Below are 25,938 nucleotides of genomic sequence, written 5' to 3'. Positions count from 1 at the left end.
GCATCATCACCCTTAACCATAATGAAATTGCTACACGATGACGTGACTTCATTGAGTCATCGACTTTTGAACTGGCACGCCAATTTGCTCAAGCATTTGCCGCAGCAGTGTCTCCGCCTTCTTCCCTTCATATGTCGCTTCTGATGTCAAAATCATACGATGCGGTAATGTATAAGTCGCCAAATACTGTACATCATCAGGAATCACATAATCGCGCTGATTCAAAAGTGCATACGCCTGTGCCGCTTTCATCAAGGCGATCGATCCCCTTGGACTCACACCTAGATAAACAGATGGGTGTTTACGCGTCGCTTGAGCAATTTCAACAATATATTCTTTAATGGATGCATCCACATGAATGGTCTGAACTGCCTGCTGCAACGCATGGATATGTTCCCTTGTCAAGACAGCTTGGAGCGTATCAATCGGGGATTGCCTCTCCTGCAAGTTGAGCACCTCCAGCTCCTCGAGCATGGTCGGATATCCCATCTGTAGCTTGAATAAAAACCGGTCCATTTGCGCTTCTGGCAGCGGATAAGTTCCTTCATATTCCACTGGATTTTGGGTCGCCATGACGAAAAAAGGATCCGCAAGCGGCATCGTTTCTCCGTCCACTGTGACACTGCCTTCCTCCATCGCTTCAAGCAATGCTGATTGTGTTTTAGGAGAAGTCCGGTTGATCTCATCAGCTAAAATAATCTGCCCCATGATCGGTCCTTGCCTAAATTCAAATTCATTTGTCTTTTTATTGTAAATCGACACGCCTGTTACATCTGAAGGCAAAAGGTCAGGAGTAAATTGGATTCTCTTAAACTCACAGCCAATGGATTTTGCCAAAGCACGAACCATCATCGTCTTCCCTACACCAGGCACATCCTCTAGCAGCACATGCCCCTTCGCCAAAATCGCAACAAGGCTTAATATCGCAATGTCTTTTTTCCCAACCATGACTTTATTGATGTTATCTACGATTTTTTGTAAATCTGAATGCATCGGTTCATCAAATGCCATCCTGATCCTCCTATCACGTTTCTGTCAAATTTCATATAGTCTAACTTTACCATACAACGCGCATTTGCATATAACATCAGCACGTATAAAAAAGAAGCCTTCTCACGACGGGAAAGACTTCTTCTCTTCTTTTGACTTACTTGCTGGCTCCATATGAACATGAGAGTGTAAAATATCATGCTCCTGCTTCATTCTTCGTTCAATTTCATCTGCAATATCATGGCTTTCTGCTATGTTCAAGTTAGGCTCGACCTCAACCACTACATCCACATGGACTGTACTTCCAAGATAACGCGCTTTTATATCCTTTAAATCGCCTACTCCTGGTGTTGCTTCAATGGTCTCTTTATATTTAGACATATCTTTGATATGAAAACCGTCTGTTAACGAATGAGAGGCATCTCTGAAAATTTCCCACGCAGTTTTACAAATAATTAAGCCAATGACAAAGGCTGCTAGCGTATCAATCCATGCCAGCTGAAATTGAGAGGCCATGATTCCTACAAATGTTCCAATACTCACATACGCATCTGATTTATTATCAGCAGCTGCCGCATGAAGAGCCTGGCTATTGATCCGTTTGGACAGATTGCGGTTATAAATATACACACCGTACATCACAACAGCACTTCCTGCTGCCGTCCAAGCCGCGATCATATCCGGCGTTTGATGCTCAGATGAGAAGAGCGACTTGCCTGCACTCAGCAAAACCTGAAGCCCAACAAGCATCATGATAAAGGAAGCCACAAGAGACGCAATATTTTCCGCTCTAAAATGACCGTATGGATGATCTTCATCAGGCGGCTTTTGAGAAATACGCAGCCCAATCAACACAGCAAGGGATGCAATAATATCCGTCGTGTTATTCAATCCATCTGCTGAAAGAGCCTCTGAATGAAACACATACCCAATAATGAGTTTGACCGCAGATAAGATCACATAGGCAATGATGCTGACCCAAGCACCTGTTTCACCTTGTCTTAATTCGTTATAGCGCTCCATGTTGAACCGCGCCTCCTCACACATCACTTTTCTATTATTTATCTTACAAAGCAAAGCCCGTGTGGGTCTACAGCAACATGATTCGCTTATGTCAGCAAAATAGGATATATAGAAATGTGTTGACCTAAGTAAACTTATTTTTACAAGGTCAAATGACCTCAAGACCTACTCCCATCAACCTTTTTCCAATTCTCTTCGAAATGGACATATCGTCAAATCACTCTTCTCTGGTAAATTATCAGAATAATTTTATTTTGAGACACAACTTCCCTCCTTCCTTTTTTATGCTATTTTAAAAATAAACAGAGGGAAAAGAGGGAACATAATCTCTCAAATCCTTTCTACTTTTTAACATCATGTTAAGAGGTTTGAAATGTCAGTTTGATAACCTGTCCAATGCTGAATGACAATTCAGTATGATAAAATTTAAAATATTCTAAAAACAAATTCTCTATTCATGAGAAATGTTTGGAGGTAAAGAAATGTCCAACATGACAAACGGTCTTCAAAAAAACCTTAAAACAAGACATATTTCGATGATCTCCATTGCTGGGGTCATTGGGGCAGGGCTATTTGTTGGTAGCGGCGCTGTCATTCATTCTGCAGGGCCTGGATCCATTCTTTCCTATTCTTTTGCCGGACTTCTGGTGATCTTTATTATGAGAATGCTTGGAGAAATGGCATGTGCCTATCCGACAAGCGGTTCTTTCTCACAATATGCGAGCGATGCCATCGGTCCATGGGCCGGGTTTACAATCGGCTGGCTTTACTGGTTCTTCTGGGTGATCGTCATCGCCATCGAAGCCATTGCCGGTGCTGCCATTATTCAATATTGGTATGGAGATGCACCTGTTTGGCTCACAAGTCTTATCCTCACAATCCTCTTAACATTAACAAATATCTTTTCTGTTAAATCTTTTGGCGAATTTGAATATTGGTTTTCATTAATTAAAGTCGTCAGCATCATTCTCTTTCTACTTATTGGTTTTGCATTTATCTTTGGTTTTGGCGGTCATCATACTTCAGGTCTTGCCAATCTAACAGGGAACGGCGGTTTTCTTCCAAATGGATTCAGCTCTGTGTTACTCGGAATCGTCGTCGTCATCTTTTCCTTCATGGGAACGGAGATTGTGGCCATAGCGGCCGGTGAATCAGCAGACCCAGTCAAATCTGTGACGACAGCCACCCGCTCTGTTGTATGGCGTATTATCGTATTCTATGTCGGATCAATTGCTGTCGTTGTCACCTTGCTTCCGTGGAATTCCGCAAGTATTTTAACAAGCCCGTTCGTTGCGGTATTAGAATACATTGGTGTTCCATCAGCCGCTCAAGTCATGAACGTCATTGTCTTAACAGCTGTTCTATCTTGTTTAAACTCCGGTTTGTACACAACGTCCAGAATGCTTTATTCATTAGCAGAAAGAGGCGAAGCGCCGAAACGCTTTATGAAAATCAGCAAACGTGGTGTTCCTGTAGCGGCTACAGTCGCAGGTACCTTCTTTTCCTACATTGCCGTCATGATGAACTACTTTTATCCTGAAACCATCTTTTTGTTCTTAGTCAATGCATCTGGCGCTATTGCCCTTCTTGTTTACTTGGTCATTGCCGTTTCACAATTAAGAATGCGACGCAAAATCGAAAAAGAAAATCCAGAACAGCTCAAAATCAAAATGTGGCTGTTCCCATACCTCACGTACTTTACCATTTTGGTCATTTGCGCCATCTTGGCATCGATGCTGTTTATCGAATCCATGCGGCCACAGCTCATTTTGACGAGTATCATTACCTTTGGCGTACTGGCTGCTTATTTCATCTTTAAACCGAATAAAAAAGTGCCTGCAAATGCGGCGCTTGAAAATAAACACCCGTAATTCTCCCGCTGAAAAGCGGGTTTTTTTATTTTATTCACCTATTTGGATGTCCGCACTTATACTGTATCAAATTGAATTTAAGTGAGGATTAGTCAACATGAACCTAGAAAAATTTGTTGACGAGCTTCCAATTCCAGAAGTCGCGAAGCCCGTCAAAAAGAACCCAAGACAAACGTATTATGAAATTGCTATGGAGGAGGTATTCTTAAAAGTTCATAGAGACCTGCCCCCAACCAAGCTATGGACCTATAATGGCAGCTTGCCTGGTCCAACCATTAAAGCCAATCGAAATGAAAAGGTCAAAGTGAAATGGATGAACAAATTGCCATTGAAACATTTTCTGCCTGTCGATCACACTATTCATCATGGGCAACACGATGAACCAGAGGTCAAAACAGTCGTTCATCTGCATGGCGGCGTCACACCAGCAAGCAGTGACGGCTACCCAGAGGCCTGGTTTTCACGGGATTATGAAGCAACCGGCCCTTTTTTTGAAAGAGAGACTTACGTCTATCCAAATCATCAGCAAGCCTGCACATTATGGTATCACGATCATGCGATGGCATTGACACGACTAAATGTGTACGCCGGTTTAGCTGGATTTTATTTGATCTCAGATGCATTTGAAAAGTCTTTAGAGCTTCCGAAAGATGACTATGACATTCCTTTAATGATTATGGACCGGACGTTTCAGGAGGATGGCTCACTGTTTTATCCTAGCAGACCAAACGATACACCAGAGGACAGTGACATACCAGACCCATCCATCGTGCCCTTTTTTTGTGGAGAAACGATCTTAGTCAATGGAAAAGTATGGCCATATTTAGAAGTAGAGCCGCGAAAATACCGTTTTCGTATTTTAAATGCGTCCAATACTAGAACTTACGAGTTGCATCTAGATAATGACGCTACAATCTTGCAAATTGGTTCCGATGGGGGGTTTTTGCCAAGACCCGTTCGCCATCAATCCTTTAGCATCGCGCCTGCTGAACGTTTCGATGTCATCATCGACTTTTCAGCTTACGAAAACAAAACGATCACTCTCAAAAATACAGCCGGCTGCGGACAGGATGTGAACCCTGAAACAGATGCGAACATTATGCAATTCAAAGTCACACGTCCGCTAAAAGGGAGAGTACCTAAAACATTACGTCCGATTTTCAAACCGCTGCCGCCGCTTCGGCCAAGTCGAGCTGATAGAGAGCGTACACTCACACTTACCGGCACACAGGATAAATACGGCCGCCCTATCCTATTGCTCGATAACCAATTTTGGAATGACCCTGTCACAGAAAATCCTCGTCTTGGCAGTCTAGAGGTTTGGTCTATTGTCAATCCAACCAGAGGAACACACCCTATTCATTTGCATCTTGTTCAATTTAGGGTTTTAGACAGAAGACCATTTGATACAGAAGTCTATCAATCGACAGGAGAAATCGTGTATACCGGACCAAACGAAGCGCCTCCTTTACATGAACAAGGCTACAAGGACACCATTCAGGCGCATGCAGGTGAAGTCATTCGGATCGTTGCTCGATTTGTTCCATACAGCGGCCGGTATGTGTGGCATTGTCATATTTTAGAGCATGAAGATTATGACATGATGAGGCCTATGGATATCATTCAGTAAAAATGAAACCACTCTTCCACTAAATGCGTAGAACTTATGAAACTGCTGATTACAAAGGGGCTAACGGACATCCAGTCATTAGCCCTTTTATGATCCATTTCAAAATGGAAAAATAAATCGCATGAATCATTCCTTTGAAGAGCGTTCCATACTTAAAAAGTTGACGCAGCAACCGATAATACTACTATATACCCATTACATCTATCAAAAGGCACATAAGCCATAATGAACGAACAAATGGAAAATTGCGATAAAAAACGGAGGAGTTCAATTTGAATGAAGAAAAAGAGACTTGCCAGGTCAAACAAGAAACAGCGGCAGGTAACAGAGAGAAGCTTTCAATTTATGAAAACGAGAGCATTCGGTCAAACATTGAACAACTAACCATTGAACTCAGTGAACAAAAAGAATTCAATCACTTCATATTAGATGAAAAACAAAAGGCCATCAGCACATTATCTTCCCTCATCACAAAAGGCAATTGTGATGAAGACTTAAAGACTCATTTTGAACAAGCATTACATATCGGACTTTCTGTTATAGAGATTATGGAGATTATTAAACACTGTACAAAGGTTGCTGGCTTCCCTCACTCCATTAATGCCCTGTTTATCTTTCAAAACTTATTAGATGAAAACAAATAAAACAGAGAAAACGAGATGTCATCAGTCCTCTCGTTTTTTTATGTTCACTCATATTACTCTTTTTCTTTTCCTCTGTCACATAAGCAAAATAAGAAAATAGCACTCGTATCCCTGCATAAAAACTGATTTTCCTTCTATAAATCCACCATTTCTCCAGCATATCAAGTGACAAAATAAAAAAACGTCCAGTTATATAAATAACTGAACGTTTCCTTTATCGATTGACAGTGAAATTATTAACGATTCCGCCATCCTTCTCCCAAGCGGCTTCCACTGTTTTCTTCTTCATATTGTATTCAAAAATCGTTCTTACTTTCGCCTTTCGTCCGGTGTCATCCTTTAATTCTTCTGCGTCTTTTGCAACACCTAAGAAATAAACAGACGACCCGTCCGTAGAAAATTGCGGCTGTGCAGCACTTAAAATATGAACATCCTGGCTGTTTTTAACGAGTGTCGTCGTTTTTCCTGTTTCTACATCAAGCAACTTAATCGAGGATATTTCTTTTTCTTTACGAACCTTTACTTCTGTATAAATCAATTTCTTATGATCTGGAGAAAATGAAATATCATTGATCGTTTGTGAGATACGTGCAATGCGTTTCCCCTTCTCACCTGTTTGAAGGGTGATCTTCATGGTTGTTGGTTCAGGATCTCTGCCCTTTTCATTTGCTTCATCGGTTTTTTGATAATCTTCTTTTAAAGAATAATGCTGGATTGCCAAATCATTTGAAGTCGGATCATATGCAAAAGAACTCACCGTATCATCCTTGCTTTTTTCCGGATACAGCTCTTTCATTTTGTGTGTTTTCAAATCAAAAGATGCGACATAAAATTGCTCTCCAGAATCCTTGTTATACCTTAGAAATAACTTCTTTCCGTCACCAGTCAGTCTCATACTGTCGATAGAATCATCACTCGTAAACAGTGTTTTTTCTTCGTCAGATTTCACATTTAATTCCCGAATACTCACCTTTTGCGTGTCTTCATCCGTATACGTGTAATATAAAACCTGTTTCGTAGAATCATAAGCAATCGAAGGATATGCTGTCAGTTTCTCCGTATGAAGCGCCCGATCATGCAAGTAATAAGTATTGTTTAACTTTTGATCTGTAAATGAAACGAGCAATTCGTCTTTTGCATCTTGATTTGTTTTGACCTTTCCTGTATGTTTCGCCTCTTGCCCAGGCTTCATCATGAAGAAAATAACTGCCGCAATCACTGCGACGCCAATGACTGTGATGATCCACCATGTTGATTTTTTCATTGCCTTTCAGACCCTCTCTACAAGAAAAGAAGCCAGAAAATGAACTTTTCCCGCTTCTTTGCATGCCTATGTATTAATAAGTGTAATGCCCTTTTACGACACCTTTACTTGTTTTATACCCAAGTGCTTTGAATGCTTTTGGACTTACGTCTAATACAGCATTTGGCATTCTGCCTACATCATATTTATATACTGTAATCACTTTATGTGGTTTCGCTTTTGTTGTCACTCTTAGTTTTGTACCTTTTTTCGGTACGTCAAAGCCCATTTTAGTTGCTGCATCCCAATGACCGAGTTTTTTTCCATCTGCGCCTTTTTTGCCGACACCATTATACCAAGTAATATTGCCGCTTACTTTTTTTGCACTTGCTCCATGTGAGAAACTGAATGCTAAAAATAAACTAGCTACTGTTACGATTGTCGTGATAAGCTTTTTATTCATTAAGAAATCCTCCGTTTTTGGTTTCTGCACTCATTATACATGAAGATGAACCCAGTTATTTTACAGACACATTACAATTCAAATACAAGTTGACCACTTTATGACCGATAAAGTTCATAAATACTACCATAAACAGTCAGAACATTGTAAGCAGCCCCCCTCTTTCATTTTATATAATAAAAGTGAATCAAATTTAAGGAGGAATTTTCATGAAAAAGTGGTTCATCGTTTTGAGTGTAAGTTTAACCTTCGTTTTGATGCTATCAAGTATCCCAGCCTCTGCGGCTAGTCCTCGTCACGGCGCTATTGTGACGCAAACAGATGAAGCCAAATGGTCAGGTATCTCTGCTGATATTGTCCTGCCGAAAACAGCCACCATTAAAAACGGCTATGCGGACTGGTATCTCGGTCTCGGCTCTGCTGTTGTAGAGAGCGGTATTTCAAAAACGTCTTCTGGCTATAAAGTTTTTCTGGGCAGCGGCTCACAAGGCGGCAGTAAATACTGGAACAGCGAATACGATACAAGTATTAAAGATGGCGCACGTGTCAACTTAAAGCTCATCAACAATGGTGATGGCACGGTGTCACTATATGTCAACGGGAAACTGCGCTATAAGCAGCCTTTTTACAACCCTAGCCGTCTGAAAAACCTTGATGTTGTCAAAATGGTACATGGCGTACAGGATAATGGAACAAACAGCTATTCACAAGCAAGCTTTTCGAATGTACAGCTTCGTGCAAATACATCAGGAAGTGTCTATAAAAATTGGGACGGGTCAATCAAATCGTCACTTTTACGTAAAAATTTAGAATCCGGTGCCGCAGCTCCTAAATTCACCGTCATTTCTTCTATCCCATTAAGTACAAGCCTTTCAGCACAATAAGAAATAAAGCACCCTCCATTGGGTGCTTTTTATTGTTCACAGCTTATCAACACTTCTCTTTTAATCAAAACAACGATTCGTGGTAACATAAACATACAACATTCGACGAAAAAAGGAGAACGAACGTGAAAAAAAGTCTACTTGTTTTCATGAGTCTAGTTGCAAGTCTCTCCATTCTAGCAGCTTGCTCAAATACGACAAAAGAGCAAAAACCAGAATCTAAGGCACTTCCTACGATTAATGAGCGCATTCAAAAAGAAACAAAAGAAGTAATGGAGCAGTCTAAGCTCATCAAAGACACTGACATCACCGTGGATCAAAAGAAAAAAGTCATTTCTTTAAACGTAACGGCTTCCTCTGATACCAATAGTGATTACGCGGAAGTCATCGGTTTAAACTTTGCAAAAACGCTGGCCATTGGAGCATCAACTGAAAAAGAAAACAATCTTCATAAACCGGAAAATGACAGCCTCGGCGCCCTCTATTCCTTTTATGACCTAAACATCACCGTGAAACAAGAAAACGGCAAGATGCTGGCAAAGGGAACGAAAAAAACAAATGAAACAAAAATTACTTGGGAAAGAGCCCAATAATTGGACAAGAAAATCCTTTATGGATTTTCTTGTTTTTTTTAACAAAACTATTAACTTTATGAAAAGAATGCCGATTAGTAAGATTGTGTTGGTTCTTAAGTACCAATAATTCTTATTTACATATCGGAGGAAAGTATTATGAAAAGAACAACAGAATTTGTTTTAGGTTTAATTGGAGGTATTTTTGGATTTTTCGGCGCAATGTTTGCTCTTGCTTTCGGAGGAATCGATGCGGCATTTAGCGATTCAGGCACAAGTGAAATTACGGGGTTAGGCTGGGCAGCAATGCTTTTCTCTATTCTTGCCATTGTCGCATCTGTCATCGTAAAGAAAAAAGCAAAGCTTGGTGGAATTTTATTATTAGTATCTGCTGTAGGCGGCATTATTTCTATTTCTATGTTCTTCATCCTTCCAGCTGTATTAATCATCATTGCAGGCTGCATGGGCGTGTTTAGAAAAGAGCCTGTCGTCAATAACACAACTGCATAAGAATAGAGAATAAAGCTTGTAGGGATTGCTCTACAAGCCTTTTCTCTCTACTCTTTGTAATTCATATTGAATGGCATCAACTAACTCTATTAAGTTTTCATCTATCCAAAGATCCAACATAAATAATATATCATTCACCATGTGTGACAAATCTTCTTGGCTCATCAATTCTTCTTTGTAAGCAGGGACAACAAAGAAATAGAGTAGATCAGCCAATTCAAGAACGACACGTACATCTTTTTCATCCATGATGGCTTTATGCAAAGAATGAATCAGCCATTTGAGGTCTTCATGATTTTCAATAGGAACATACATCAATTGGTGTATTTCATCGGTATCCCTCCCGCTTAGAATCCTCTCAGCAGATTCCTTTGAAAGAGCCCCAACTGTATTTGAAGATATATTCAGAAACAAGAATTCATGTTGATCCTCTCTATTAACCGTCTTGATTGACGAACCTTCCATCTCAATCACTCCCAATCCCTTATAATAATTCTATTATAAGGAAATTCAAGTTCGTTTTAAGTCACAAGAAGTGGATTTTATGTAATTTTAAGCTAACTGGTTTATAAAAAAACACTTAAAAACAATTATTTTCTATTTTTATCATTTTTTGTTGATTCGAAAGTACTTTTATCCTATTATAATAGTCATGGTCAATGTATAAGCACAAGACGCTTATATAAATTAAACAAAAGGGGATTTTCATTTTGAAGAAATTCTATGCTTTATTTTTAGCTTTAGGGCTAACATTTACACTGGCTGCTTGCGGCTCAACAGAAGATGTGTCTACAGGTGCATCTAAAGAAAAAGAGTCTACAAGCACAAAAACACAATCAAAAAACAAAAAAGACGATGGTTCAAAGAAAATAAATGCGAGCAAACACAAAACAACGGCTCAAGGAATGAAAGTAAACCTTGGCGAGATTAAAATTATGAAGGATAGAATCAATGTTGGAATGAATATCGAAAATACGACAGATAAAGTTCTAAACTTCTATCCAGATCAAGGAAAAGTTGTAGCTGGAAGCATGCAATTAGATGCGAATATGTTTATGACTGACGGTGATATTGGTGGCGAAGTTGAAGGTGGCGTTAAACAGGATGGTGTTATTCAATTCTTAGCTCCTGAAGGCAAAGAGATCAACATTAAAAACATCAAAGAATTAAAACTGAAATTTGGAGATGTCACAACTGACGATTACATGAATAGTAAAGACGTGACATTCACAGTTAAAGTAAAATAAACTTTCACTCATTCCCTTGAATGATGAGGGCTTTTTTTATCACCACTAAAAAACACTTTCCTAGAAGAAAGTGTTTTTGTTTATAAGTAACGTTTCATTCTTTTTATTAACTAATCTTTCGAGAAGTCTCTTAAATGGAACTCTTTTTCATCTCCTCAGCCATTTCCACTTCATCCTCTGCTTCCAGGTGTTCAATGATGCGGATATAATCCCTTTCGTGGCGATTTTGGCTTAATTTAAAAGCAGCCTGAACTTCATCAATGATGATCTTAAAGCCTACAATGCCTTTCATTTGCTTCTCTAACAGTTCCTCAGACAACGTCTCCCATAGCACCGGCTGTTCTCTGTGACTTTCGTATGTCTCCAGCATTGTGGTTAATTCCTTAACCAGTTCCGATTTTTCAAGCAGTTCCGCCTTTCCATAAACATGAACAGCCTGATAATTCCATGTTGGTACTGCTTCTTTTTCATACCATGAAGAAGATATGTAGGCATGCGGCCCTTGAAAGATGACGAGCACCTTTTCATTTTCTTCAAAGGTTTTCCATTGAGGATTCCCAATCGCCATATGCCCCGAGATCACATACGAATCTCCAACTTGATGAAAACTCACTGGAATATGTGTCGCAATGGGCTTTTCATTCATTGTCGTCACAACTGTAGCAAATGAATGAGATTGAATAAATGATTTGATTTTCTCCATATCTTTCACTCGAAAAAATGATGGGATATGCATGTACCCTTCCTCCTTTTTGATCAGCTCAATGTTTTGGTCATAATGAAATCCATTTGCTCTTCGTCCCCCATGAGAAAGGCGTGCACCCCTGTTCGAACAAACCCAAGCTTTTGATAGAAAGCGATGGCCGCACTATTGTGCTCCCACACCCCAAGCCAAACATCCCGTTTATGATGATTTTTCGCAATTTCAATGGCTTGATCGATTAAATATCTGCCTAATCCTTGCTTTTGAAAGGATTGCTTAATATAAATTCTTTCAATCTCTAACGCTTCACTCCCCATCTCTTCTGATTGGGCATCATCCATATTGATCTTCAAACATTGAAAAACCCCACTCCTGTTTTGAAGTGGGGTTTTAACTTGTTCCTTAATTATCACGCTTTTTCGACCCAAACAATCCGAACACGACCCCCAGTGCAACAATTATCGCCACCCAATTTCTCAGGCCCACATGATCACCGCTTTTCTTTTTAATATGCTCTCTTATTAAAGAGTTTTTACAGTTGAGTAAAAGTAGGTCGCTTTTTACTACTCTCATTAATTATGATTCAAAAATATTTGTAAATCACTAAAACCTTTGTTTTGTATCTTTTCAATAAAGAGTTCAATACGTCTATTTTTTTGAATTTCATTTTCCATACAGTAATCAAGAAAACCTATTAACACTTCTCTTGTCATCATAATCCCCTCGATCTCTTTATTTACTAGTTTACTGCTAAGAGTTGTAATGGATTTAAGTTTTTTATCTCCTGATAACTTACCGGATGTGACATATCCATAAAAAGATAATTTCTTTCCTTCATATTGAAGGTAATTCGGAATATACTCTGAGGCCATATAATTAGCTAGATTTTGTGAAAGAGCAAAACCATTTGGATAATACTTTGTATCGATAATACCACATTTGTCCTCGTATTTTAGTAAGATTTCAATCTCTGTCTTTTTCCCATTTGCTTTTGGCTGATATAAGGCTTCAAAGCCGATAGCTTCAAAGATTTTCAATGTTTCTCTTTCAAATTCTGCTGGTGTTAGTTCACCAAGATATCTTTCCACAAACTCTTCAGGTATGCTTGCAAATTTGTATGTTTCAGAACGAAGCCTATCTACAGCTTTCCGAGCTTCATTCGGCCCTATAGCTGGAATAAAATACGAAAGCAGTTCTTCACGTACCAATTCAGATGCATTTGGAATACTATTTAGAACAGATTCAATTTTCCTCTGCATCTTGACATTGTTACTCGCAGGTTTCTCATCCCCAAAATCGCTCACTTTATAACTATCTACATCAAGTCCATTATTTTGTGCCATACGTTCGATTGAAATTAGATATCGTGTGTTATAAGGATACCGTCTATCATAGTAATTTAAAATACTCTTTGCTTCTCTCGCTAATGCAGGATCAGTCTTCAATAATGCCTCTCCACGTTGATACTCCACAAGCGCAGTGTACTCGCATAATAGCATAAACGTATGTGCAACATCAGAATGTGCCTGGTAATAATCACGTGCTGCTTTGTCATTTCTATCGCGATGGTCATATTCAACAGCAATCTTTTGCTTCATCATCTCCTTTTCATTCTCACATGCATTACGATAAGCAATAATCTTTTGAGCTGTTTCTTCTAGTTGACTGTCCTGCTGTGCCGTCAGAACAAAATAGGTGATTTCTTCTTTTGTCACCCGGTAATTTAAATCAGGCCGCTGCACAAGCTTAACCAAAAATCTAGCGGGACGTATGCGGAAGCTCTGATCGAATTTGGGACGGAAGCCAGCTTCCATAAAGTAAGCGTTTGGAATCTGAAGTGTTAAAATCTGCTTTTTTACGTTCTCATATTCTTTTATCCCTTTAATCATTGCCTGTCCCGATTTAGTTGGTTTAACTAGACCATCACTATTTATATAGCAGTAGGCAAAAGTCTTTAACATAGCACACCAAGTACGGCCTCCTGATCCATCAGCACTAATATTGTTCCTCTTTAATCCTTTTGAGGCTAATACCGCCTCATAGTGTTTATGTACTTCCCTATTTCCCTGCCATTTTACAGTAAACATTTGCGTTGCTTCAGCCAACGCTTTTATGGCTTCCGCATGAAATTGCGGATCTCTTTCTGGTCTGGTAATGAACCATACTTTTCGTTCTGCCAATTCCCCATCCTCCTTACAATTTTCATTGTAATGCACTTAGAATACCTTTTCTTGCTTTTAAGCTTTTTTGATCTATAACCTTTCCAATCTTTTAATTGTAAGTCTAATTATTTTTTTGCCTGCACAGTTAAACTTAGTTAATCTAATTTTAATACAATTCCTGAAGGACTTATATGGAAAAAAATAAAACACTGTATAATTATCGAACATAACACTAGTGTTATCGTATCTATGACAGCTAAATTGCCTCAACTTGAGTTTTATTCTTTAATAAATGAGTACATATCTAATGTAGTTTATTTATAGTAAAAAATCGCTAATTTTATAAAGCATTTCTTTAAGACTTTATTTTTTTTCTAAAACGTGTAAAATAAATAGCGTATTAGTATGCAAGAACATACTTTCGTAAAAACGTTGATTATATAAAAATACGAGAAGAGGTTTTGTTATGATTTTTAAAAAGGGAGAACTATTTAATGGACCCGGCGGCCTCAGTCTTGGCGCTAAATTGGCAGGATTTACACATCCTGAAACGGGCAAAGAATGGCGTATAGAGCATGTTTGGGCAAACGACTTTGATCCAAATGCATGTAGCACATTTCGTTACAATATTTGCGGTGATTTAGAAGATCAATCTGTCGTTTGCGGACCAGTTCAGCAACTTCCTATTGGCGATAAAACCGTTCTAGAGGAAATTGATTGTTTCGCGTTTGGATTCCCATGCAACGATTACAGCAATGTTGGTGAAAAGCAAGGATTAAACGGTACATACGGTCCTCTTTATTCTTACGGGGTAAAAGTGCTGGAAGAATATCAGCCGAAATTCTTTGTAGCAGAGAATGTTGGTGGACTCCAAAGCGCTAACGAAGGAAAAGCATTCATCAAAATCTTAACAGAGCTTGAGGAGTGCGGATACAAATTAACACCTCACCTGTACAAATTTGAAGAATATGGGGTCCCACAAGCACGGCATCGCATTATCATTGTTGGTATCAGAAATGACTGGGCTGCAAAAGGTGTAGAGTTCAGAGTGCCGGCACCAACTACACTAGCCTCTACAGACTATGTTACGTCTAAGCAGGCAATTACTGAGCCGCCGATTCCTGAAGATGCACCCAATCACGAAATACCTAAACACACTAAGAAGGTACAGGAAATGCTGAGCTACATTCCGCCCGGTGAAAATGCCTGGTATGCTGGAATTCCAGAAGACCTTCAGCTTAATGTAAAGGGAGCACGCCTAAGTTCAATTTACAAGCGTCTTGACCCGGATCGACCGGCTTATACAGTGACTGGCAGCGGGGGCGGCGGAACACATATGTATCATTGGAAAGAACTTCGTGCGCTTACAAATCGGGAACGTGCCCGCCTGCAGACATTTCCAGATGACTTTGTATTTCAGGGAAGCAAAGAAGCAGTAAGAAAGCAGATTGGCATGGCAGTACCAGTTAAGGGAGCAAAAATTGTATTTGAAGCCATTTTGAAATCATTCGCTAAAATAGATTATGAATGGATAGAGCCTGCGAAAAAGCTGCAGCTTGAAAATTTACGCGGACAGAGAAAGGTAACAATTGATGAAGTAGAGAATTCACAAGAAAAACCGGTTGGAAAATTAGATAACCAAATAGAACTGAATATATAACACAAAAAAGACGGCACCGATACTAAGGTCCCGTCTTTTGAGCTTGCCTTATAAATGCTTCAATTTCTCCGACTGTTTTATCGAAATTCTCCTTAAATTCATGTTCCCAGATCCTCTTATAATTCCATCCGCGTACCTTATAATAATCTCTTACCTCTTCATCTCGTTTCCTGTTTCGTTTGAGCTTTTTATCCCAGTATTCCTGATTGCTTTTTGGACGATTTCCGTGTATCTCGCAGCCATGCCAAAAACAAGAATCGATGAAAATAACAACCTTATATTTTTTTATGGAGATATCCGGTTTACCAAAAAGAGTCCGATCGTTTTTACGAAAACGTATACCTCTGTGCCAAATTTCTTTAGAAATTCGATTTTCTAATTTTGACTGAGAACGGATTGCCTGCATATTTTTCCGTCGCTGCTTCGGAGTTAAGTTATCTGTCACTCTAAAACCTCTTTTATATTGGATTTAAAGTTTAAACCATTCGCTCGAATTAAAAAAAATACCTGTTTTAATATTATTAACAACAAAAACCCCTATATTTCAAGGGGTTTTCGAGGGTGTTACATCATGCCGCCCATTCCACCCATGCCGCCCATATCCGGCATTCCGCCGCCTGAGCCGCCTTCTTCTGGTTTGTCAGCAACGACTGCTTCAGTTGTTAGAAGCATTGCTGCTACAGAAGCTGCGTTTTGAAGTGCAGAGCGAGTTACTTTTGTTGGGTCAACGATTCCTTTTTCGATCATGTTTACCCATTCGTTTGTTGCTGCGTTGAAGCCTACGCCAATTTCTTCGTTTTTCAAGCGCTCAACGATAACGGATCCTTCAAGACCTGCGTTGTGAGCAATTTGACGAATTGGCTCTTCAAGAGAACGTAGAACGATGTTCACACCTGTTTGAACGTCACCATCAGCTTCGATTGAAGCGACTTTGTTGTATACATTCACAAGTGCTGTACCACCACCAGATACGATACCTTCTTCAACTGCTGCACGAGTTGAGTTCAGTGCATCCTCGATGCGTAGTTTACGCTCTTTAAGTTCTGTTTCAGTTGCAGCACCAACTTTGATGACAGCGACGCCGCCAGCTAGTTTTGCAAGACGTTCTTGTAATTTTTCTTTATCGAATTCAGAAGTTGTTTCTTCTACTTGAGCACGGATTTGGTTCACACGTGCTGCGATTTGAGCAGAATCTCCTGAGCCCTCTACGATTGTTGTGTTTTCTTTTGTCACAACGACTTTAGAAGCGCGGCCAAGCTGACCGATTTCAGTTGATTTCAGGTCAAGTCCTAGGTCTTCTGTGATTAATTCTCCGCCAGTTAGAACAGAGATGTCTTCAAGCATTGCTTTACGACGATCACCGAATCCAGGAGCTTTTACTGCTACTGCGTTGAATGTACCACGAAGTTTGTTCACAACAAGAGTTGCAAGTGCTTCGCCTTCTACATCTTCAGCAATAAGCAATAATGGTTTTCCTTGTTGTACAACTTGCTCAAGTACAGGAAGGATTTCTTGAATGTTTGTGATTTTTTTATCAGTGATTAAGATGTAAGGATTTTCAAGAACTGCTTCCATCTTATCAGAATCAGTCACCATGTATGGTGAAGCATATCCGCGGTCAAATTGCATACCTTCAACCACTTCTAGCTCAGTTGTGAATCCTTTAGATTCTTCAATTGTGATAACTCCGTCGTTACCTACGCGTTCCATTGCTTCTGCGATTAGGCTGCCGACTTCTTCGTCTGCTGCAGAAATAGCTGCAACTTGAGCAATTGATTCTTTGCCTTCAATTGGTTTAGAAATCTCGTGCAAGCCTTCAAGTGCTACTTTCACTGCTTCTTCGATCCCTTTACGAACGCCAACAGGGTTTGCACCAGCTGTTACGTTTTTCAGACCTTCACGGATCATCGCTTGAGCTAGAACTGTTGCAGTCGTAGTACCGTCACCAGCTACGTCGTTTGTTTTGCTTGCAACTTCAGCCACAAGTTTTGCACCCATGTTTTCAAATGCATCTTCTAATTCGATTTCTTTTGCGATCGTTACACCATCATTTGTGATAAGTGGAGAACCGAATTTTTTCTCAAGAACCACGTTACGTCCTTTAGGTCCTAAAGTTACTTTTACAGCATCTGCAAGTGCATCTACACCGCGTAACATCGCGCGACGTGCTTCTTCACTGAACTTAATATCTTTTGCCATAATTACGAAACCTCCTCAGTCTTTTTAAAAATTTATCTCAATGTTTTTTATGTGATTAACCAATGACAGCTAAAATGTCGCTCTCACGAAGGATTAAATATTCTTTGCCTTCATATTTAACTTCAGTGCCTGCATATTTTGAGAAGATAATGCGGTCGCCTGTGCTTACTTCTAACGCAACGCGCTCACCACTTTCAAGTACACGCCCTGAACCTGCTGCAACAATTTTACCTTCTTGCGGTTTTTCTTTTGCAGAATCCGGTAAAACAATACCGCTAGCGGTTTTTTCCTCAGATTCAACGAGTTCAATGATTACGCGATCGCCTAATGGCTTTAACATAAGAAACAACCTCCTCAATTTTTATATGTAGTCTTTTTTAGCACTCATCACCAGCGAGTGCTAACACATTTATTATAATAAAGAATGTCTTCTGCAATTTCAAGTGAAAACCTTTAAAAATTTTTACGCTTTTACGATTCTTTTTTGGTCTCAGATTCTTTCCTTTTCATCGAAAAAGGAGACTTGTGTTACAATAAATCTAGTTCTTTTAGTAAAGGGGTTTTCGTTACTTGAAAAAACAATATTGGTACATCATCTTAACGTATATATTGGTGCAGGTTTCTGCGTTTCCTTATGTGCTCATTATGAAATGGCTGGGATTCATTCAATCACCGATGACTCAAACAGAGCTTTCAAAATTATCAGGAACGTGGACAATCATCAGTTTTTGTATCGGATTGATCATTATTCTGCTCATCCTTCGAACCGTCCCAAAAGCTTCACTGCGAAATGAAGCGCCAGTTTCAATCGGTTCTGCTATCGCATGGATCATTGGCGGTTTCTTTCTTTCTCTCTTTGCACAATCGATTGCGGGGGCGATTGAACAATATGCATTCGGCATTGGCCGTGAGTCAGAAAATACGCAAACCATTTTATCCATTATGGATGCCGTTCCTTGGCTTGTGATCGTCATCGCCCTGATTGGTCCAATCTTAGAGGAAATCATTTTCCGTAAAATCATCTTTGGTGTGATTTATGAAAAAACGAATTTCTTCATTGGAGCACTTGCCAGTTCAGTGGTTTTCGCTGCTGTACACTATGATTTTCCCCATATCTTGCTCTATACCGCAATGGGCTTTACCTTTGCCTTTTTATATGCGAAAACAAAACGAATCATTGTTCCAATCGGCGCTCATATGCTGATGAATTCACTTGTTGTTCTTGTGCAGATTGAGCCAGTGAAAAAAATGATTGAAGAACAATCTCAAACCATGCAAATGATTATTGGAGGCTTTTTCTCATGAGAAACCCAGTCGTATGGGGCATCATTTATTTTGCCGTAGGTGTCGCTTTCACCTATATGGCCATTCAAAACCCAGGTGACATGTGGTCATTTTACAGCATTTTGCTGATGGTGTTTGCGGCCTATAATATCAATATCGCGCTTAAAATGTTTGCCTTCTCTGTCAAACTCAAAAAACAGCAGCAAAAATAAATCAAAAACCATTTTCCGCGGTTGGAAAATGGTTTTTTTATGGAGGATGTATCTTTATGGAACATGAAAAACTTCGCATCTTCAATGATCAACATGAAACGATTGGAGCTGCCGCTCGTTCAGATGTCCACGCCCAAGGTCTTTGGCATGAAACATTTCATTTCTGGCTTCTTAAAAAAGAGCATGGCACCGTATATCTCTATTTTCAGCTAAGAAGTCCCGCAAAAAAGGATTTTCCTTCTCTGTTTGATATCACCGCAGCGGGCCATCTTCTCGCAGATGAACAGCCTTCTGGTGGCTTAAGAGAGGTAGAAGAAGAGCTTGGTCTTTCCATCCATTTTGAGGACCTCACCTTTGCAGGTGTCATACAGGATGAAATCCATATGCCTCCGTTTATCGACCGTGAGTTCTGCCATGTGTACCTTTATATGTATCAAGAAAAGTACATGGAAGTTTATCTACAGAAAGAAGAAGTCGCTGGTCTGTACAGAGCCAAGCTGCTTGATGCACAGCAGCTGTTGACAGGAACTTGTGAAAGAATTCGAATCGAGGGCTTTCAAGTTGATGCAAACGAAGAACGACGTGAAGAAAGCATCGAAGTGGGTGTTCATGATTTTATCCAGTATGAGCACGCCTATTATGAGCACCTCTTTCATGCGATCAATCAATTTCTTTCACAATAGAAAAAGCATCGTGATCCTCATTGGATCATGATGCTTTTTTATGAGACATAATGACTTTCTTTCTCCTCTGTTTGCTGCATTTTGCGGTAGGTCACTCTTGAAATGATAATGCTCACTTCATATAAAACGAGCATTGGCAAGGTGACCATGAGGTGAGAAACAAGCTCTGGCGGTGTAATGAGTGCGGCAATGACAAGGAGGACAAAATAGGCATACTTCCGTATTTTTGATAAAAACATCGGTGTGATGATGCCAAGTCTTGTGAGAAACATCAACACGACGGGCATCTGAAACAAAAAGCCAAATGGAAGTGTTAACTGCATCAGAAATGTAAAATACTCATGAATCCCAATGACTTGCTCTACATTTAAATCATTCGACATTCGCATCATAAAGTCGACGACAAACGGAAACAAAATAAAATAAGAGAAAGCCACACCGCTCAAAAATAAAAGCAGTGCAATCGGAATGTAAGCAAGTGTCACCTTTCTTTCTTTCTCATATAAGCCTGGACTCACAAACGCCCACAGCTGATATAAAATAACGGGACACGTCAAAACCAAAGCAATGACAAATGCGAACTGCATAAACACGTACAGTGGATCTGTAAGCTTAAATGCGTTCAGCGTAAGTGTTGCCGCTTCATCGGTATTTTGTAAATACACAATGACCGGCTTAGCGAGAAAAAAACCAGCCACCATAAAGGCGACAAAAAACATCGCAATGATCACTAAACGTTTTCGCAGTTCCACAATATGCTCCATAAGCGGCATATCTTTGACATTCATGAAGCTCATCCTATTCTACTGATCTTCTTTTTTCTTTTTTTCTTCCTGATCATCAGCTAAGCCTTTTGTGGCATTTTTGAATTCACGTAATGTATCTCCTGCTGCTCTTCCTAATTCAGGAAGCTTTTTCGGCCCAAAAATAATGAGCGCTACAATCGCAATCAGAATCAAACTCCCAGGACCGATCGGACCCATTTGCTCCACCCCCTTTACCCCTTTTCGTCAGTCCTCCTGCGTAACAGAGTAATGCTTTAAGAAATACACAAGAGACTGAAGTTCAACCGCCAAATCTATATGATGAATTCGAATGTGTTCCGGCACATTCAATCGAGCCGGCGTAAAGTTAAGGATTCCTTTGATGCCAAGGGCAATCAAACGATCTGTAATGGATTGAGCTGCTACGGCAGGTACTGTCAAAATCGCAACAGGGATATCTCCTACCTCTTGAACATGCTCTTCAAGCTTATCCAAATCATAGACAGGCACGCCGCCTATCTCACTTCCTATTTTACTCTCATTGACGTCAAAAGCCATTGAAATTTTTGTATTATTATTTTTTATGAAATTATAGTGTAAAAAGGCAGTCCCTAAATTCCCGACACCGATGAGCATGACATTGGTCATTTCATCTTGGTCAAGGGTCTTTCTGAAGAAGGTCAAGAGATAATCGACATTATAGCCGTACCCTTTCTTCCCAAGTGCACCAAAGTACGAAAAATCTCGGCGAATGGTAGCAGAATCCACTTTGACTGCATCACTAAGCTCTGCTGATGACACCCTTTGTTTTCCTGATGCATGCAGATTTTTTAAAAAACGGTAGTATAGCGGCAAACGTTTGGCTGTCGCTTGTGGAATTTTTGACTGATCTATATTCATATAAGGTCCTCCAACTTAAATATCAGATGCTCTGTGAAAATCACCGTTTTTCCCGCCTGTCTTTTCAATTAGATAGGTAGGACCGATGATCATGCCTTTATCAATCGCTTTGCACATGTCGTAAACGGTCAGTGCACATACTGAAGCAGAAGTGAGCGCTTCCATCTCCACACCCGTACTTCCTTTTGTTTTTACCTGCACTTGTATGTTCAGGATGTGCGCATTTCCGTCTTCCTCCCAATGAAAGGAGATATCCACGCCTTTTAGTGCAAGCGGATGACACATTGGAATGATGGTAGATGTTTGCTTTGCTGCCATGATGCCAGCAACCTGTGCAACAGACAGCACATCCCCTTTTCCAATTTCACGTTGCTCTATTTTATGAAACACTTCTTTTATCATACGAACACTTGAAACAGCAACGGCGGTTCTCACTGTAGACGATTTGTCACTAATGTCGACCATCTTTGCTCTTCCCTGTTCGTTAAAGTGGCTAAATTGACTCATCTTTCAACGCTCCCTCACTCAAATGATACACTATTTTTTCCTATCTGTCTTTCATTTGAATATGGCGATTGTATGTAACATTTGCCGGTTTACTGCTGATAAGCTACACTTAACATATTATAGCAGAGGTGAAGTTACATGATGATTCTACAAGTGAATCAGCTGTCCAAATCGTTTGGCGCTGATACCGTTTTAACGAATATAAAATTGGAAGTCAAAGCAAGGGATCGCATTGCCATTGTAGGTCGTAACGGCGCAGGCAAATCCACGCTTTTGAAAATCATTGCCGGTCAAATGTCTTACGAGCAAGGTGAGATCATCAAACCAAAAGACCTATCGATCGGCTATTTAGCACAGCATACCGATGTGACGTCTACACGTACGTTAAAGGACGAATTATTATCGGTTTTTGATCATTTAAAAGTGATGGAACAAGAGATGAGAACCATTGAGGAGAAAATGGCTTCTTCCACAGGTTCTGAGCTGGATGTCTTGATGAAAACCTATGACAGGCTGCAGCAGGAATTTAAAGATCAAGGCGGCTATCAATATGAAGCAGATGTCCGCTCCATTCTACATGGACTCGGCTTTAGTCATTTTGAAGATGAGACAACCGTCCAATCCTTAAGCGGCGGTCAGAAAACCCGTCTAGCGCTTGGAAAGCTCTTATTAATGAAACCAGAACTCTTAATTCTGGATGAGCCGACCAACCATTTAGATATTGATACCTTATCATGGCTGGAGCAGTATTTGCAAAATTATACAGGTGCCATTCTCATCGTGTCCCATGACCGCTATTTCTTAGACAAAGTCGTAAACCACGTCTATGAAGTCTCAAGAACTTCGATGAAAAAGTTTGCAGGGAACTATAGTAAGTATCTTGAGCTGAAAGCAGAGCAGCTCGAGCGGGATATGAAACTATACGAAAAGCAGCAAGAAGAGATCTCAAAGCTTCAGGATTTCGTGGATCGCAACCTGGCAAGAGCTTCAACCACAAAGCGCGCTCAAAGCAGGCGCAAGCAGCTCGAACGGATGGATCGTTTAGATAAGCCTTTAGGTGACGAAAAATCCGCAAACTTTCATTTTGATATTACGAGACAAAGCGGCAATGATGTGCTGAAGGTACATGATCTCGATATTCGTTATGATGAAAAAACACCGCTCCTATCCTCTCTTTCTTTTCAGATTAAACGCGAGGATAGTGTGGCACTCATTGGTCCTAACGGGATCGGGAAATCAACCCTTTTAAAAACGTTAACGAACACATTAACACCAGTAAAAGGCGACATCACTTTTGGATCTCATGTCACGATCGGCTACTATGACCAAGAGCAAGCCAAACTGACATCCTCGAAAAAAGTGCTCAATGAGCTTTGGGATGACTATCCTCATATGAATGAAAAAGAAATTCGGACATGTTTAGGAAACTTCCTTTTTTCCGGTGATGACGTTTTAAAGCCTGTCCATGCATTAAGCGGTGGAGAAAAAGCACGCCTTGCACTGGCAAAGCTGATGCTCCAAAAAGCCAATTTTCTTATTCTTGATGAGCCGACAAACCATCTGGACTTAGATAGTAAGGAAATTTTAGAGAATGCACTAATCGATTATCCAGGAACCATCTTATTTGTCTCGCATGATCGTTATTTTATCAATCGTCTTGCTACGAAAGTATTTGAGCTGTCGCCTACAGAAACAAGAGAATATCTCGGTGATTATGACTACTATCTTGAAAAGAAAAATGAACAATTAGAGCTGGAAGCACTTCAAGAAAATGAGCCGCTTAAAAAACAAGCTGCACAGCCAGCAGAAAAGGCAAAGCTTTCTTATGCGGAAGAAAAAGAACTGAAAAAGAAAGAAAGACAAAAGCAGCGCAGAATCGAAGAAATTGAAGAACGCATTGCTGTCGTCGAAGACAAGCTCGGTGAAAATGAACAGCTGCTATGTGATCCTAATATTTTTCAAGATCACGAGAAGGTCCAATCCATTCAAACAGAAAATGATACGCTCAATCAAGAGCTGGAATCACTTTTTGCGGAGTGGGAAGAGCTTTCAGAAGCTTAAAGAGTGCCCTAAAAGGTACTCTTTTTCTTTCAAAGAAAATTTATTATCCACAATGATACCCACAATAACTTCTTGATTATTCTTAAACACATTAGACTTATCCACTTTATCCACAGAGTTTTAATCACATATCCACAAAAAAGATCATATTTATACACATCCTCTTCATTTTAAAACAAAATTTTCTAACAATTGTGGATATATAACGTTTACATGTGAATAAATCGCTTTCATAAAAAATAAAAACCCCTGTCATCCACAGGAGTTTTTATTCATATGAGACTAGCGGCAATCCTGGCTGGCCATTCATCGCCATATCGCTTCTGATTCCTTTTTCAAACGCAATGGTTCCAGCGGCAGCGATCATGGCTGCATTGTCTGTGCAAAGAGATAATGGCGGAATAATGACTTTCACTTCTGGCAGCTTCGTAAATGCTGAGGTTAAAGCTTTTCTTAGTCCTTTATTGGCAGCGACTCCTCCAGCTAGAACGACCTGCTTCACGCCATAGGCTTCAGCCGCTTTCAATGTTTTCCCAACAAGCACCTCAATGACGCTTGCTTGAAAACTTGCGGCCAAATCCTCTGGGGCAATCGTTTCTCCCTTTTGTGACGCATTGTGTAAGGTATTGATCACAGCTGATTTTAAACCACTGAAGCTAAAGTGATAAGACCCTTCTTCAAGCCATGCACGAGGAAGCTTAATTGTCGGCTCTCCTTCATGTGCTAACCGATCAATATGAGGTCCGCCTGGGTACGGGAGACCCATCGTCCGGGCCACTTTATCGTACGCTTCTCCAGCTGCATCATCTAAAGTTTCTCCGATGACCTCAAAAGATCCATGCTCCTTCATTAAAACAAGCTCAGTATGTCCGCCGGAGACAACAAGAGCTAAACATGGGAACTCCAATTCATCAACAAGCTGGTTTGCATAAATATGCCCTGCAATATGATGAACACCAACAAGAGGAATTTGATGGGCAAAGCTCAGTGCCTTTGCTGCATTGACACCAATCAGCAAGGCACCCACGAGGCCAGGTCCTTCTGTGACAGCAATCGCATCTAAATCCTTAAAGCTCATACCCGCCTGTGCCATCACTTCTTCTAATACGATGGTGACTTGCTCCACGTGATGCCTTGAAGCAATTTCGGGTACAACTCCGCCAAATCGTTTATGACTGTCTATTTGCGAGGCCACCACATTCGCCACGATTTCATTTCCATTTTTGACAATGGACGCAGCTGTTTCATCGCAGCTTGTTTCTATACCTAATATGAATCGATCTGTTTGTTCACTCATTTATATTCACCCACATGACTAATGCATCTTCTCCATTATCCGTATAATAATTCTTTCGAATAGAAGCTGGTCTGAAACCGAGCTTTTCATAGAGGGATTGTGCTGGTGTATTTGAAACCCGCACCTCTAAAGAAAGATGATCTGTCTTTTTTTCTTTGCAAAATTCCATGACATATCGAAGCAATGCTTCCCCGTAGCCTTTTCCTCTATGTTCAGGGAGAATCGCAATGTTCGTAATTTGTGCATCGTCCATGACAATCCAGACCCCGCAATACCCAACAGGCTGCTTATCTTCTTCAATGAGGAAATAATGGCTGTATTGGTTATGAAGAATCTCATAGACAAACGATTCCTTTTTCCAAGGCGCTGTAAACGAATGCACTTCAATCGTATACACCTCTGGAATATCCGCTACTGTCATTTGTCGTA

General features: G+C 40.1%; 28 protein-coding genes and 1 pseudogene. 12 read left to right on the top strand and 17 right to left on the bottom strand.

Going from position 1 to position 25,938, the window contains the following annotated elements:
• Positions 1–48: 48 nt before the first annotated feature.
• Together NSS76_RS03205 and NSS76_RS03200 are read right to left on the bottom strand one after the other, a co-directional pair.
• Positions 49–1,011 (bottom strand): AAA family ATPase, encoded by a 963-nt coding sequence (locus NSS76_RS03205; protein WP_025092747.1) that lies wholly within the window; start codon positions 1,009–1,011, stop codon positions 49–51.
• Positions 1,012–1,113: 102 nt separating this feature from the next.
• Complete coding sequence (locus NSS76_RS03200; RefSeq protein ID WP_257802948.1) at positions 1,114–2,013, bottom strand: cation diffusion facilitator family transporter; 900 nt, start codon at positions 2,011–2,013, stop codon at positions 1,114–1,116.
• 482 nt (positions 2,014–2,495) lie between these two features.
• Here NSS76_RS03200 and gabP point away from each other — a divergent pair.
• The 3 genes and pseudogenes from gabP to NSS76_RS03185 all read left to right on the top strand — a co-directional run.
• Positions 2,496–3,892 (top strand): annotated as a pseudogene (gabP, locus tag NSS76_RS03195) (GABA permease); the annotation flags it as partial.
• 89 nt (positions 3,893–3,981) lie between these two features.
• The gene (locus tag NSS76_RS03190; RefSeq protein WP_073204075.1) at positions 3,982–5,514 is read left to right on the top strand and encodes a multicopper oxidase family protein; all 1,533 of its coding nucleotides are present in this window, start codon (positions 3,982–3,984) and stop codon (positions 5,512–5,514) included.
• A 272-nt stretch (positions 5,515–5,786) separates the two neighbouring features.
• Entirely contained in the window at positions 5,787–6,158 is a 372-nt protein-coding gene (locus tag NSS76_RS03185) for a carboxymuconolactone decarboxylase family protein (protein ID WP_044335638.1), read from the top strand.
• A gap of 214 nt (positions 6,159–6,372) precedes the next feature.
• On the opposite strand, the gene NSS76_RS03180 is transcribed toward NSS76_RS03185, so the two are convergent.
• Positions 6,373–7,422, bottom strand: coding sequence for a hypothetical protein (locus NSS76_RS03180; RefSeq protein ID WP_073204073.1), 1,050 nt, complete (start codon positions 7,420–7,422; stop codon positions 6,373–6,375).
• 73 nt (positions 7,423–7,495) lie between these two features.
• Positions 7,496–7,864, bottom strand: a complete 369-nt coding sequence (locus NSS76_RS03175) for an RlpA-like double-psi beta-barrel domain-containing protein (protein WP_024424478.1) — start codon at positions 7,862–7,864, stop codon at positions 7,496–7,498.
• 209 nt (positions 7,865–8,073) lie between these two features.
• Here NSS76_RS03175 and NSS76_RS03170 point away from each other — a divergent pair, with 209 nt between their 5' ends.
• The 3 genes from NSS76_RS03170 to NSS76_RS03160 all read left to right on the top strand — a co-directional run bounded on the left by NSS76_RS03170 (position 8,074) and on the right by NSS76_RS03160 (position 9,830).
• Complete coding sequence (locus NSS76_RS03170) at positions 8,074–8,748, top strand: hypothetical protein (protein WP_341080689.1); 675 nt, start codon at positions 8,074–8,076, stop codon at positions 8,746–8,748.
• Between the two features lie 125 nt (positions 8,749–8,873).
• Positions 8,874–9,341, top strand: coding sequence for a hypothetical protein (locus NSS76_RS03165; RefSeq protein WP_044335644.1), 468 nt, complete (start codon positions 8,874–8,876; stop codon positions 9,339–9,341).
• Between the two features lie 138 nt (positions 9,342–9,479).
• Positions 9,480–9,830, top strand: a complete 351-nt coding sequence (locus NSS76_RS03160) for a DUF4064 domain-containing protein (RefSeq protein WP_024424475.1) — start codon at positions 9,480–9,482, stop codon at positions 9,828–9,830.
• A gap of 30 nt (positions 9,831–9,860) precedes the next feature.
• Here the strand turns inward: NSS76_RS03160 and NSS76_RS03155 are convergent, their stop codons facing one another.
• Positions 9,861–10,295: a hypothetical protein gene (locus NSS76_RS03155; RefSeq protein WP_341080686.1), complete on the bottom strand. Its 435-nt coding sequence runs from the start codon at positions 10,293–10,295 to the stop codon at positions 9,861–9,863.
• 245 nt (positions 10,296–10,540) lie between these two features.
• On the opposite strand from NSS76_RS03155, the gene NSS76_RS03150 reads away from it, so the two are divergent.
• Positions 10,541–11,077 (top strand): LptM family lipoprotein, encoded by a 537-nt coding sequence (locus tag NSS76_RS03150; protein WP_024424473.1) that lies wholly within the window; start codon positions 10,541–10,543, stop codon positions 11,075–11,077.
• 130 nt (positions 11,078–11,207) lie between these two features.
• On the opposite strand, the gene NSS76_RS03145 is transcribed toward NSS76_RS03150, so the two are convergent.
• The 3 genes from NSS76_RS03145 to NSS76_RS03135 all read right to left on the bottom strand — a co-directional run bounded on the left by NSS76_RS03145 (position 11,208) and on the right by NSS76_RS03135 (position 13,960).
• Positions 11,208–11,813 carry an FMN-binding negative transcriptional regulator gene (locus NSS76_RS03145; protein ID WP_024424472.1) on the bottom strand — a complete coding sequence of 202 codons (606 nt, stop codon included), beginning with the start codon at positions 11,811–11,813 and terminating at the stop codon, positions 11,208–11,210.
• A 20-nt stretch (positions 11,814–11,833) separates the two neighbouring features.
• Positions 11,834–12,193, bottom strand: coding sequence for a GNAT family N-acetyltransferase (locus NSS76_RS03140; protein WP_445662180.1), 360 nt, complete (start codon positions 12,191–12,193; stop codon positions 11,834–11,836).
• A 159-nt stretch (positions 12,194–12,352) separates the two neighbouring features.
• A complete protein-coding gene (locus NSS76_RS03135) occupies positions 12,353–13,960 on the bottom strand; it encodes an AlwI family type II restriction endonuclease (RefSeq protein WP_024424470.1) in 1,608 nt (535 codons plus the stop codon).
• 448 nt (positions 13,961–14,408) lie between these two features.
• Between NSS76_RS03135 and NSS76_RS03130 the strand changes: the two genes are divergently transcribed.
• Complete coding sequence (locus tag NSS76_RS03130) at positions 14,409–15,602, top strand: DNA cytosine methyltransferase (protein ID WP_024424469.1); 1,194 nt, start codon at positions 14,409–14,411, stop codon at positions 15,600–15,602.
• 22 nt (positions 15,603–15,624) lie between these two features.
• On the opposite strand, the gene NSS76_RS03125 is transcribed toward NSS76_RS03130, so the two are convergent.
• From NSS76_RS03125 to groES, 3 genes are all read right to left on the bottom strand, one after another.
• Positions 15,625–16,047: a very short patch repair endonuclease gene (locus tag NSS76_RS03125; protein ID WP_024424468.1), complete on the bottom strand. Its 423-nt coding sequence runs from the start codon at positions 16,045–16,047 to the stop codon at positions 15,625–15,627.
• A 119-nt stretch (positions 16,048–16,166) separates the two neighbouring features.
• The gene (groL, locus tag NSS76_RS03120; protein ID WP_024424467.1) at positions 16,167–17,801 is read right to left on the bottom strand and encodes a chaperonin GroEL; all 1,635 of its coding nucleotides are present in this window, start codon (positions 17,799–17,801) and stop codon (positions 16,167–16,169) included.
• Positions 17,802–17,856: 55 nt separating this feature from the next.
• Entirely contained in the window at positions 17,857–18,141 is a 285-nt protein-coding gene (groES, locus tag NSS76_RS03115; RefSeq protein WP_024426730.1) for a co-chaperone GroES, read from the bottom strand.
• 230 nt (positions 18,142–18,371) lie between these two features.
• Between groES and NSS76_RS03110 the strand changes: the two genes are divergently transcribed.
• The 3 genes from NSS76_RS03110 to NSS76_RS03100 are packed head-to-tail and all read left to right on the top strand — an operon-like array spanning position 18,372 to position 19,980.
• Entirely contained in the window at positions 18,372–19,106 is a 735-nt protein-coding gene (locus NSS76_RS03110; RefSeq protein WP_024424466.1) for a CPBP family intramembrane glutamic endopeptidase, read from the top strand.
• Entirely contained in the window at positions 19,103–19,297 is a 195-nt protein-coding gene (locus tag NSS76_RS03105; RefSeq protein ID WP_003213897.1) for a YdiK family protein, read from the top strand. The genes NSS76_RS03110 and NSS76_RS03105 overlap by 4 nt, the downstream gene beginning before the upstream one ends.
• A 56-nt stretch (positions 19,298–19,353) precedes the next feature.
• On the top strand, positions 19,354–19,980 hold the full coding sequence (locus NSS76_RS03100) for an NUDIX hydrolase (RefSeq protein ID WP_024424465.1): 627 nt from the start codon (positions 19,354–19,356) through the stop codon (positions 19,978–19,980).
• 38 nt (positions 19,981–20,018) lie between these two features.
• On the opposite strand, the gene tatC is transcribed toward NSS76_RS03100, so the two are convergent.
• From tatC to moaC, 4 genes are read right to left on the bottom strand one after another with little or no spacing between them, the layout of a single operon-like run.
• On the bottom strand, positions 20,019–20,777 hold the full coding sequence (gene tatC / locus NSS76_RS03095; RefSeq protein WP_073204051.1) for a twin-arginine translocase subunit TatC: 759 nt from the start codon (positions 20,775–20,777) through the stop codon (positions 20,019–20,021).
• Between the two features lie 6 nt (positions 20,778–20,783).
• On the bottom strand, positions 20,784–20,963 hold the full coding sequence (locus NSS76_RS03090; RefSeq protein ID WP_008355689.1) for a twin-arginine translocase TatA/TatE family subunit: 180 nt from the start codon (positions 20,961–20,963) through the stop codon (positions 20,784–20,786).
• Between the two features lie 27 nt (positions 20,964–20,990).
• Complete coding sequence (locus tag NSS76_RS03085; RefSeq protein ID WP_008355687.1) at positions 20,991–21,644, bottom strand: redox-sensing transcriptional repressor Rex; 654 nt, start codon at positions 21,642–21,644, stop codon at positions 20,991–20,993.
• Positions 21,645–21,659: 15 nt separating this feature from the next.
• The gene (moaC, locus tag NSS76_RS03080; protein WP_024424463.1) at positions 21,660–22,151 is read right to left on the bottom strand and encodes a cyclic pyranopterin monophosphate synthase MoaC; all 492 of its coding nucleotides are present in this window, start codon (positions 22,149–22,151) and stop codon (positions 21,660–21,662) included.
• 138 nt (positions 22,152–22,289) lie between these two features.
• Here moaC and NSS76_RS03075 point away from each other — a divergent pair, with 138 nt between their 5' ends.
• On the top strand, positions 22,290–24,212 hold the full coding sequence (locus NSS76_RS03075; protein WP_056767476.1) for an ABC-F family ATP-binding cassette domain-containing protein: 1,923 nt from the start codon (positions 22,290–22,292) through the stop codon (positions 24,210–24,212).
• A 268-nt stretch (positions 24,213–24,480) separates the two neighbouring features.
• On the opposite strand, the gene tsaD is transcribed toward NSS76_RS03075, so the two are convergent.
• Positions 24,481–25,509: a tRNA (adenosine(37)-N6)-threonylcarbamoyltransferase complex transferase subunit TsaD gene (tsaD, locus tag NSS76_RS03070; protein ID WP_024424461.1), complete on the bottom strand. Its 1,029-nt coding sequence runs from the start codon at positions 25,507–25,509 to the stop codon at positions 24,481–24,483.
• Positions 25,502–25,930 (bottom strand): ribosomal protein S18-alanine N-acetyltransferase, encoded by a 429-nt coding sequence (gene rimI / locus NSS76_RS03065; protein WP_024424460.1) that lies wholly within the window; start codon positions 25,928–25,930, stop codon positions 25,502–25,504. The genes tsaD and rimI overlap by 8 nt, the downstream gene beginning before the upstream one ends.
• Positions 25,931–25,938: the final 8 nt, after the last annotated feature.

The organism is Bacillus sp. FSL R5-0654 (assembly GCF_038008745.1).
GTDB lineage: Bacteria > Bacillota > Bacilli > Bacillales > Bacillaceae > Bacillus > Bacillus safensis.
The sequence above is the reverse complement of the archived record's forward strand: the minus strand, read 5'-3'. Positions and strand labels throughout refer to the sequence as shown.

Bases quoted from the DNA above. Each gene is read 5' to 3' on its own strand.
- NSS76_RS03175 (WP_024424478.1), bottom strand. From the start codon at position 7,864: ATGAATAAAAAGCTTATCACGACAATCGTAACAGTAGCTAGTTTATTT.
- moaC (WP_024424463.1), bottom strand. From the start codon at position 22,151: ATGAGTCAATTTAGCCACTTTAACGAACAGGGAAGAGCAAAGATGGTC.
- groES (WP_024426730.1), bottom strand. From the start codon at position 18,141: ATGTTAAAGCCATTAGGCGATCGCGTAATCATTGAACTCGTTGAATCT.
- NSS76_RS03180 (WP_073204073.1), bottom strand. From the start codon at position 7,422: ATGAAAAAATCAACATGGTGGATCATCACAGTCATTGGCGTCGCAGTG.
- NSS76_RS03200 (WP_257802948.1), bottom strand. From the start codon at position 2,013: ATGGAGCGCTATAACGAATTAAGACAAGGTGAAACAGGTGCTTGGGTC.
- NSS76_RS03105 (WP_003213897.1), top strand. From the start codon at position 19,103: ATGAGAAACCCAGTCGTATGGGGCATCATTTATTTTGCCGTAGGTGTC.
- NSS76_RS03075 (WP_056767476.1), top strand. From the start codon at position 22,290: ATGATGATTCTACAAGTGAATCAGCTGTCCAAATCGTTTGGCGCTGAT.
- NSS76_RS03145 (WP_024424472.1), bottom strand. From the start codon at position 11,813: ATGCATATCCCATCATTTTTTCGAGTGAAAGATATGGAGAAAATCAAA.
- NSS76_RS03205 (WP_025092747.1), bottom strand. From the start codon at position 1,011: ATGGCATTTGATGAACCGATGCATTCAGATTTACAAAAAATCGTAGAT.
- tatC (WP_073204051.1), bottom strand. From the start codon at position 20,777: ATGAGCTTCATGAATGTCAAAGATATGCCGCTTATGGAGCATATTGTG.
- groL (WP_024424467.1), bottom strand. From the start codon at position 17,801: ATGGCAAAAGATATTAAGTTCAGTGAAGAAGCACGTCGCGCGATGTTA.
- NSS76_RS03170 (WP_341080689.1), top strand. From the start codon at position 8,074: ATGAAAAAGTGGTTCATCGTTTTGAGTGTAAGTTTAACCTTCGTTTTG.
- NSS76_RS03085 (WP_008355687.1), bottom strand. From the start codon at position 21,644: ATGAATATAGATCAGTCAAAAATTCCACAAGCGACAGCCAAACGTTTG.
- NSS76_RS03160 (WP_024424475.1), top strand. From the start codon at position 9,480: ATGAAAAGAACAACAGAATTTGTTTTAGGTTTAATTGGAGGTATTTTT.
- NSS76_RS03130 (WP_024424469.1), top strand. From the start codon at position 14,409: ATGATTTTTAAAAAGGGAGAACTATTTAATGGACCCGGCGGCCTCAGT.
- rimI (WP_024424460.1), bottom strand. From the start codon at position 25,930: ATGACAGTAGCGGATATTCCAGAGGTGTATACGATTGAAGTGCATTCG.
- NSS76_RS03155 (WP_341080686.1), bottom strand. From the start codon at position 10,295: ATGGAAGGTTCGTCAATCAAGACGGTTAATAGAGAGGATCAACATGAA.
- tsaD (WP_024424461.1), bottom strand. From the start codon at position 25,509: ATGAGTGAACAAACAGATCGATTCATATTAGGTATAGAAACAAGCTGC.
- NSS76_RS03090 (WP_008355689.1), bottom strand. From the start codon at position 20,963: ATGGGTCCGATCGGTCCTGGGAGTTTGATTCTGATTGCGATTGTAGCG.
- NSS76_RS03190 (WP_073204075.1), top strand. From the start codon at position 3,982: ATGAACCTAGAAAAATTTGTTGACGAGCTTCCAATTCCAGAAGTCGCG.
- NSS76_RS03100 (WP_024424465.1), top strand. From the start codon at position 19,354: ATGGAACATGAAAAACTTCGCATCTTCAATGATCAACATGAAACGATT.